5 protein-coding genes are annotated in these 6,388 nt (G+C 57.0%); 4 read left to right on the top strand and 1 reads right to left on the bottom strand.

Annotated elements, in window-relative coordinates; genetic code table 11:
* Positions 1–158: 158 nt before the first annotated feature.
* The 4 genes from QZ170_RS06320 (at position 159) to pgl (ending at position 4,335) form a co-directional block, all read left to right on the top strand.
* On the top strand, positions 159–530 hold the full coding sequence (locus tag QZ170_RS06320; protein ID WP_297178784.1) for a DUF1304 domain-containing protein: 372 nt from the start codon (positions 159–161) through the stop codon (positions 528–530).
* A gap of 89 nt (positions 531–619) precedes the next feature.
* The gene (gene gnd, locus QZ170_RS06325) at positions 620–2,086 is read left to right on the top strand and encodes a decarboxylating NADP(+)-dependent phosphogluconate dehydrogenase (RefSeq protein ID WP_297178787.1); all 1,467 of its coding nucleotides are present in this window, start codon (positions 620–622) and stop codon (positions 2,084–2,086) included.
* Positions 2,087–2,098: 12 nt separating this feature from the next.
* A complete protein-coding gene (gene zwf / locus QZ170_RS06330; protein WP_297178790.1) occupies positions 2,099–3,640 on the top strand; it encodes a glucose-6-phosphate dehydrogenase in 1,542 nt (513 codons plus the stop codon).
* The gene (pgl, locus tag QZ170_RS06335; protein ID WP_297178793.1) at positions 3,637–4,335 is read left to right on the top strand and encodes a 6-phosphogluconolactonase; all 699 of its coding nucleotides are present in this window, start codon (positions 3,637–3,639) and stop codon (positions 4,333–4,335) included. The genes zwf and pgl overlap by 4 nt, the downstream gene beginning before the upstream one ends.
* 101 nt (positions 4,336–4,436) lie before the next feature.
* Here pgl and QZ170_RS06340 read toward each other — a convergent pair whose 3' ends face one another.
* Positions 4,437–5,840, bottom strand: coding sequence for a dihydroorotase (locus QZ170_RS06340; RefSeq protein WP_297178796.1), 1,404 nt, complete (start codon positions 5,838–5,840; stop codon positions 4,437–4,439).
* Between the last annotated feature and the right edge of the window lie 548 nt (positions 5,841–6,388).

Genomic DNA, 6,388 nt, shown 5'->3' on the forward strand with positions numbered 1-6,388 from the left:
GTGATAAGGGGGCAGTGGTGTAGGAGGGGAGATTAGAGCCAACTATTTAGGGGAAAGTGCTGTTTCCTAGATATGTGTTTCTATCCTGATGGGCTCTATTGAGGGCAGTCGGAGGGATAGATAGACACTTAGAATCGTTGCATAATCACAGTACACGTATGAGTACAATCGCTTGTGTGCTCGTTGCCTTGGTGGCACTGGAGCACTTGTATATTCTCTGGATCGAGATGTTTGCCTGGACGACGAAGGGTAAGGAGGTCTTCCGCGATGCCCTGCCCGAGGAGCTCTTCGAGCCCACAAGGGGGCTAGCAGCCAACCAAGGGCTCTATAATGGCTTTCTAGCTATGGGGCTGATCTGGGGACTGACGATCGGAGACCCCGAGTGGTCGATCCGAGTACAGATCTTCTTCCTCGGCTGTGTCATCGTGGCCGCTGGTTATGGGGCGATTCGCTCTAGTCGTAGCATCCTCGTCAAGCAGGGGCTCCCTGCTATCCTTGCCCTACTAGCCCTCCTGCTGGCGCAGGCTTAGAGCGGGGGGCTGTGTACTCTAGTCTCTTCTTAGAGCCGTACGAGAGACTTATATAGAATAGATCGATAGAAGAATAAATCATCATAGATATGAATAAGAAATCAGATATTGGGCTCATCGGGCTCGCCGTCATGGGTGAGAACCTAGCCCTGAATATGGAGCGTAATGGCTTCCAGGTCTCCGTCTACAACCGTGCCGAGGGTGCCGAGACAGGTGTCGTAGAGCACTTCATGGCTGGGCGTGGGGCAGGCAAGCACTTCCTCGGCTTCACTGACCTAGAGGCCTTCGTAGCCAGCATCGAGCGTCCACGCAAGATCATGATGATGATCCGTGCAGGTCGTCCTGTAGACCTCGTCATAGAGGCACTCCTTCCCTACCTAGAGGCTGGGGATATAGTCGTCGATGGGGGCAACTCCAACTGGGAGGACTCCGAGCGTCGGGAGTCCGAGCTACGTCAGCGGGGTATCTACTTCGTGGGCTGTGGTATCTCTGGCGGAGAGGAAGGGGCACTGAATGGCCCAGCGATCATGCCCGGCGGAGCACAGGAGGCTTGGCCGAGCCTAGAGCCTATCTTCACTCGGATCGCTGCGCAGGCCGAGGATGGTACTCCCTGCTGTGCCTGGATAGGTGCAGGGGGCTCGGGGCACTTCGTCAAGATGGTGCACAACGGTATCGAGTATGGAGATATGCAGCTCATCGCAGATGCCTATGGCTACCTACGCTCGGTCGCAGGGATGAGTAATGAGGAGATGGCTGAGATCTTCACCTCCTGGGGCAAGGGCAAGCTCTCCAGCTACCTCATCGAGATTACCTCCGAGATCCTGCGTCACCGAGAGGCAGATGGGGCTTACCTCATCGACAAGATCCTAGATGCTGCAGGGCAGAAGGGTACGGGCAAGTGGTCGGTCATCAACTCTCTGGAGTATGGCCAGCCTCTGAGCCTCATCGCTACTGCTGTCTACGAGCGTAGCCTATCGTCCTCGGTAGAGCTACGTCAGGAAGCCTCCAGCATCTACCCGCGTAGCGAGCATCGCCCCGAGCCCTTCACCGAGGCCGATACGCTTGCCCTCCAGCGTAGCCTCTATGCCTCCAAGATCGTCTCCTATGCACAGGGATTCTCCCTCCTATATGAAGCCTCTAAGGCCAATGGTTGGTCGCTTGACCTCTCCTCCATCGCACGCATCTGGCGCAATGGCTGTATCATCCGCTCAGCCTTCCTCAATGATATTGCCGAGGCCTACGAGGCACAACCAGAGCTACAGAATCTCCTACTAGCTCCTTACTTCCAGCACGAGATCAAGGATGCCAAGGCTGACTGGGGGCGTATCGTATCCTCTGCTATCGCAGCCGAGTGCTCGGTGCCTGCCTTCTCATCGGCACTGAACTACTTCTTCTCTCTGACGACCCGTCGCCTGCCTGCCAATATGGTACAGGCACAGCGGGACTTCTTCGGAGCGCATACCTTTGAGCGCACGGATCGTCCTAGGGGTGAATTCTTCCACGAGAATTGGACAGGTAGAGGGAGTGATACCTCATCCACAACCTATAATGCCTAAGGCTAAGCTACGATGCAAGTAACCGCACAGAATACGAAGCCCGAGAGCCTCATCCTCGTCATCTTCGGTGGATCGGGTGACCTAACTAAGCGCAAGCTCGTCCCCTCGCTCTACCAGCTCTTCAAGCAGGGCAAGCTCCCGCACCGCTTCGCTGTCCTCGCTCTAGGGCGTACGGACTACACAGATGATAGCTATCGTCCGCACCTAGATGAAGCCCTCCAGATGTATCTAGCCGAGGGCGAGTACGATGCTTCGCTGGCAGAGCAGCTCCTTAGCTCGGTGTACTACCTAGCGATGGACCCTGCCGAGCAGAGTGACTATCCTAGACTCGTGGAGCGCCTCTCTCAGCTCGATAAGCAGATCGACAATCCCGCCAACTACATCTACTACCTCTCTACCCCGCCCCTACTCTATGGTGTCGTCCCCCAGCACCTCAAGCATGTCGGGCTCAATAGCGAGGAGGGTGGTGCTCTGCGCCGTATCGTCATCGAGAAGCCCTTCGGCTATGACCTCGCCTCAGCGCTGGAGCTGAACGAGATCTATCGCTCGGCCTTCCAGGAGCATCAGCTCTATCGTATCGACCACTTCCTCGGCAAGGAGACCGTGCAGGACATCATGGCTCTACGCTTCGCCAACGGCATCTTCGAGCCCCTATGGAATAGGAACTATATCGATCGTGTAGAGATCACAGCAGTGGAGAATATGGGCATAGAGAGCCGTGGGGGCTTCTATGACCAGACAGGAGCTCTACGGGATATGGTGCAGAACCACCTAGCACAGCTCGTTGCCCTGACGGCGATGGAGCCCCCAGTGCAGTTCAATGCAGACCTCTTCCGCAACGAGGTGGTGAAGGTCTACCAGTCCTTCCGTCCCATGTCGGATGATGAGGTGCGTAGGCGAGTCATCCGAGGTCAGTACACTGAGGGTGAGTGGCGAGGAGAGCTCCATCGTGCCTACCGAGAGGAGGACAAGGTGGCAGGCAATAGCCGTACGGAGACCTTCGTAGCGATGAAGCTCTATATCGACAACTGGCGCTGGCAGGGTGTCCCCTTCTATATCCGTACAGGGAAGATGATGCCGACGAAGGTCACAGAGATCGTCGTGCACTTCAAGCCCACACCTCACAAGATGTTCACCTCGCTAGACGGCGGTACGGTGCCCAATCAGCTCATCATCCGTATCCAGCCCGATGAAGGGATCTCTCTGAAGTTTGCCGCTAAGGTGCCTGGCTCGGGCTTCGAGGTCAAGAAGGTCTCGATGAACTTCACCTACGACCAGCTCGGGGGCTTGGCTTCGGGGGATGCCTACTCACGCCTCTTGGAGGACTGTATGCTCGGTGACTCCACCCTCTTCACACGCAGCGATGCGGTGGAGATGAGCTGGCGCTTCTTCGATCCGATCCTTCGCCTCTGGCAGGAGGACGACTTCCCTCTCTACGGCTATCCCGCAGGTACATGGGGGCCTAAGCAGAGTGACCTAATCATCGAGCGGGATCACAGCTGGACGAACCCCTGCCGTAACCTTACCAACTCTGAGCTCTACTGCGAACTATGATCCCATATATCTATGCTACCCCCGAGGAGGTCGCTCGTGCTGTTGCCGAGGAGGCCTTCGTACGTCCCTCTCAGGAGGGCTGGGTACACATCGCCCTCTCCGGGGGCAGTACCCCTCGACTGCTCTTTAGCCTGCTGGCTGAGGAACCTCTACGTAGTGCTGTCCGCTGGGATCGTATCCACCTCTATTGGGTGGATGAGCGGTGTGTCCCGCCCACAGACCCCGATAGCAACTATGGCATGACGAAGGCTACCCTCCTGGATCATGTCCCCATTCCCGAGGATCAGGTGCACCGCATACGGGGAGAGGCTGATCCCGAGCGGGAGGCTAAGGACTACTGCTGGCTCGTGGGATCGGAGCTCCCCTTCGATGGGGAGTACCCAGTCTTCGACATCGTGCTCCTAGGTCTAGGGGATGATGGTCATACCTCCTCGATCTTCCCCCATGAGCCCCAGCTCCTGACAGAGGAGGCTCCGTATGCCGTGGCCACTAGCCCTAAGGGGCAGCGTCGCATCGCCCTCACCGGGCCTACGATCCTAGCTGCTCGTCAGCTGCTCTTCCTCGTGACGGGAGAGACGAAGGCTCCTGTCCTACGTGCTATCCTCTCCTCCAGCCCAGAGGCCAAGGGCTACCCAGCAGCCTATATCGCAGAGCATCGCCCTGATGTCGCCCTCTACACGGATGTAGTGCTTTAGCCGATCCGCTATACATATAGGAGCAAATAGCCCCGCCCCACGATATGAGTGACCTCTCATATCGTGGGGCGGGGCTATTTGCTCTAGTGCTCGGTAGGGCTCTAGCGTCCGAAGGTCAGTGGATAGCTCGTGGGACGCTCGGAGCAGAAGGCGCCATTGTGGTAGACCGAATGACCATTGACAAAGGTCTGTACGACCCTATGCGTGAAGGTGTGCCCCTCGAAGGGTGACCAGCCACACTTGGACACGACAGAGTCTGCGGTGACGAGGTGTGGGGCATTGGGGGCGATGAGTACAAGATCGGCATAGTAGTCCTCCCTGATGAAGCCCCGATCCTGTATGCCAAAGAGCTGGGCTGGACGGTGAGCCATCATCTCTACGACCTGCTCCCGAGTGAAGACACCCTCCAGAGCTAGGTCAAGCATAGAGATGAGTGCCCATTCGCAGAGTGGGCCACCGCTGGCAGCCGTGAGGCAGTTCCCCTTCTTCTCCTCTAGGAGGTGCGGGGCATGATCCGTAGCGATGATGTCGATCCTCTGGTGGCGGACGGCCTCACGCAGGGCTTCTCGGTCTCGCATGGTCTTGACGGCGGGGTTCCACTTGATGCGGTTGCCTAGACGTGGATAGTCCTGGTCGGTGAAGAGCAAGTGGTGGACGCAGGCCTCGGCCGTGATCCGCTTCTCTGCCAGGGGGAGCTGATCGCTGAATAGGCTGAGCTCTCGGGCTGTGGAGACGTGTAGGATGTGTAGGCGACTGCCTAGGCGGGTGGCGAGCTCCACGGCTTCGCTGGAGGAGCGGTAGCAGGCCTCCTCGCTACGGATCAGTGGGTGATAGCGTACATCGAGTTCGTCTGCAGGGATCTGAGCGAGGAAGTGCTCCCTATTGGCACGGATGATCTCCTCCTTCTCACAGTGGGTAGCGATGATGAGGTCGGTCTCGCTGAATATCCGCTCGAGTGTATGGCGGTCATCCACGAGCATATTACCCGTAGAGGAGCCCAAGAAGAGCTTGATGCCAGGGGTATGGAGGCGATCGATACGTCGGAGCTCATCCGCATTGTCATTGCTCCCGCCGAAGAAGAAGGAGTAGTTCACCCACGATGTCTCTTGGGCACGATCCATCTTCCACTGCCAGGCCTCTAGGCTGGTCGTGGGGGGCTTGGTATTGGGCATCTCCATGAAGGAGGTGATCCCACCCGCTACGGCTGCACGGCTCTCGGACTCTATGGTCGCCTTGTGGGTGAGTCCTGGCTCACGGAAGTGCACTTGGTCATCTATGCACCCAGGCAGGAGCAAGAGCCCTTCGGCAGGGATGACGACGTCGGCCTCACGCTCGATACCTTCGGGGAACCAATATTCGCCCGTGTCGATCCGTGTGCCTGCCTCGTGCTTGTAGATCTTCTCGCCCCTATATATCTTGGCGATCCGCTCTCCATCGATGAGGATGGAGCCGACGTAGCTCTCCCCGTCGTTGATGATGGTGGCCCTGTGGATGAGTTGCTTCATTGATTTTGTTCGGATCAGAAGTTTGATTATGTATAATGCAGCGAAGACTATGCGTAGCCCTCGCTACAAAGATAAGTCATTGGGGCTATCCCTGATGAGTACCTCGTGGCTGATGTGTGATTTCTCGGGGTGTGCATTGCTCTTGAGCACTGTGTGGGGATATTCATTCCCATCTAGGGGCGCCTTAGCCGTGCACTAGAGAGCATGAGTGCAGACCCCGAGAGATCGCCCTAAGAGAGCACCCTATAGAGGTGATACTTAGAGCGAGGTAGTGTACACGCGTGTATACAGTTGTGTACACGTGGGTATACTATTGTGTACACACGTGTACACTCTTCCCCTCTAGGTAATAGGTGTATACTTGTTCGCTCCGCACCTAGGACACAGATACTACCATCAGGAGCGTATGCTCCTCGACTACCTCGCTCTTGGTCTTCTGTGGTCTCATGTGTCGGCCTCTTTAGTGACCTTTATATCCGCCTCTCTAGTGACCTCATGCCTTCGCTCTAGGGGAGCTTTCCTCCTAATGAGTGGGGCTGTCGGGGGAT

This window comes from uncultured Porphyromonas sp. (genome assembly GCF_905372525.1).
Lineage (GTDB): Bacteria > Bacteroidota > Bacteroidia > Bacteroidales > Porphyromonadaceae > Porphyromonas.

What these genes read in the sequence shown, in the direction of transcription:
- QZ170_RS06320 (WP_297178784.1), top strand. Translation starts at nt 159, where the DNA reads ATGAGTACAATCGCTTGTGTGCTCGTTGCCTTGGTGGCACTGGAGCAC.
- gnd (WP_297178787.1), top strand. Translation starts at nt 620, where the DNA reads ATGAATAAGAAATCAGATATTGGGCTCATCGGGCTCGCCGTCATGGGT.
- zwf (WP_297178790.1), top strand. Translation starts at nt 2,099, where the DNA reads ATGCAAGTAACCGCACAGAATACGAAGCCCGAGAGCCTCATCCTCGTC.
- pgl (WP_297178793.1), top strand. Translation starts at nt 3,637, where the DNA reads ATGATCCCATATATCTATGCTACCCCCGAGGAGGTCGCTCGTGCTGTT.
- QZ170_RS06340 (WP_297178796.1), bottom strand. Translation starts at nt 5,840, where the DNA reads ATGAAGCAACTCATCCACAGGGCCACCATCATCAACGACGGGGAGAGC.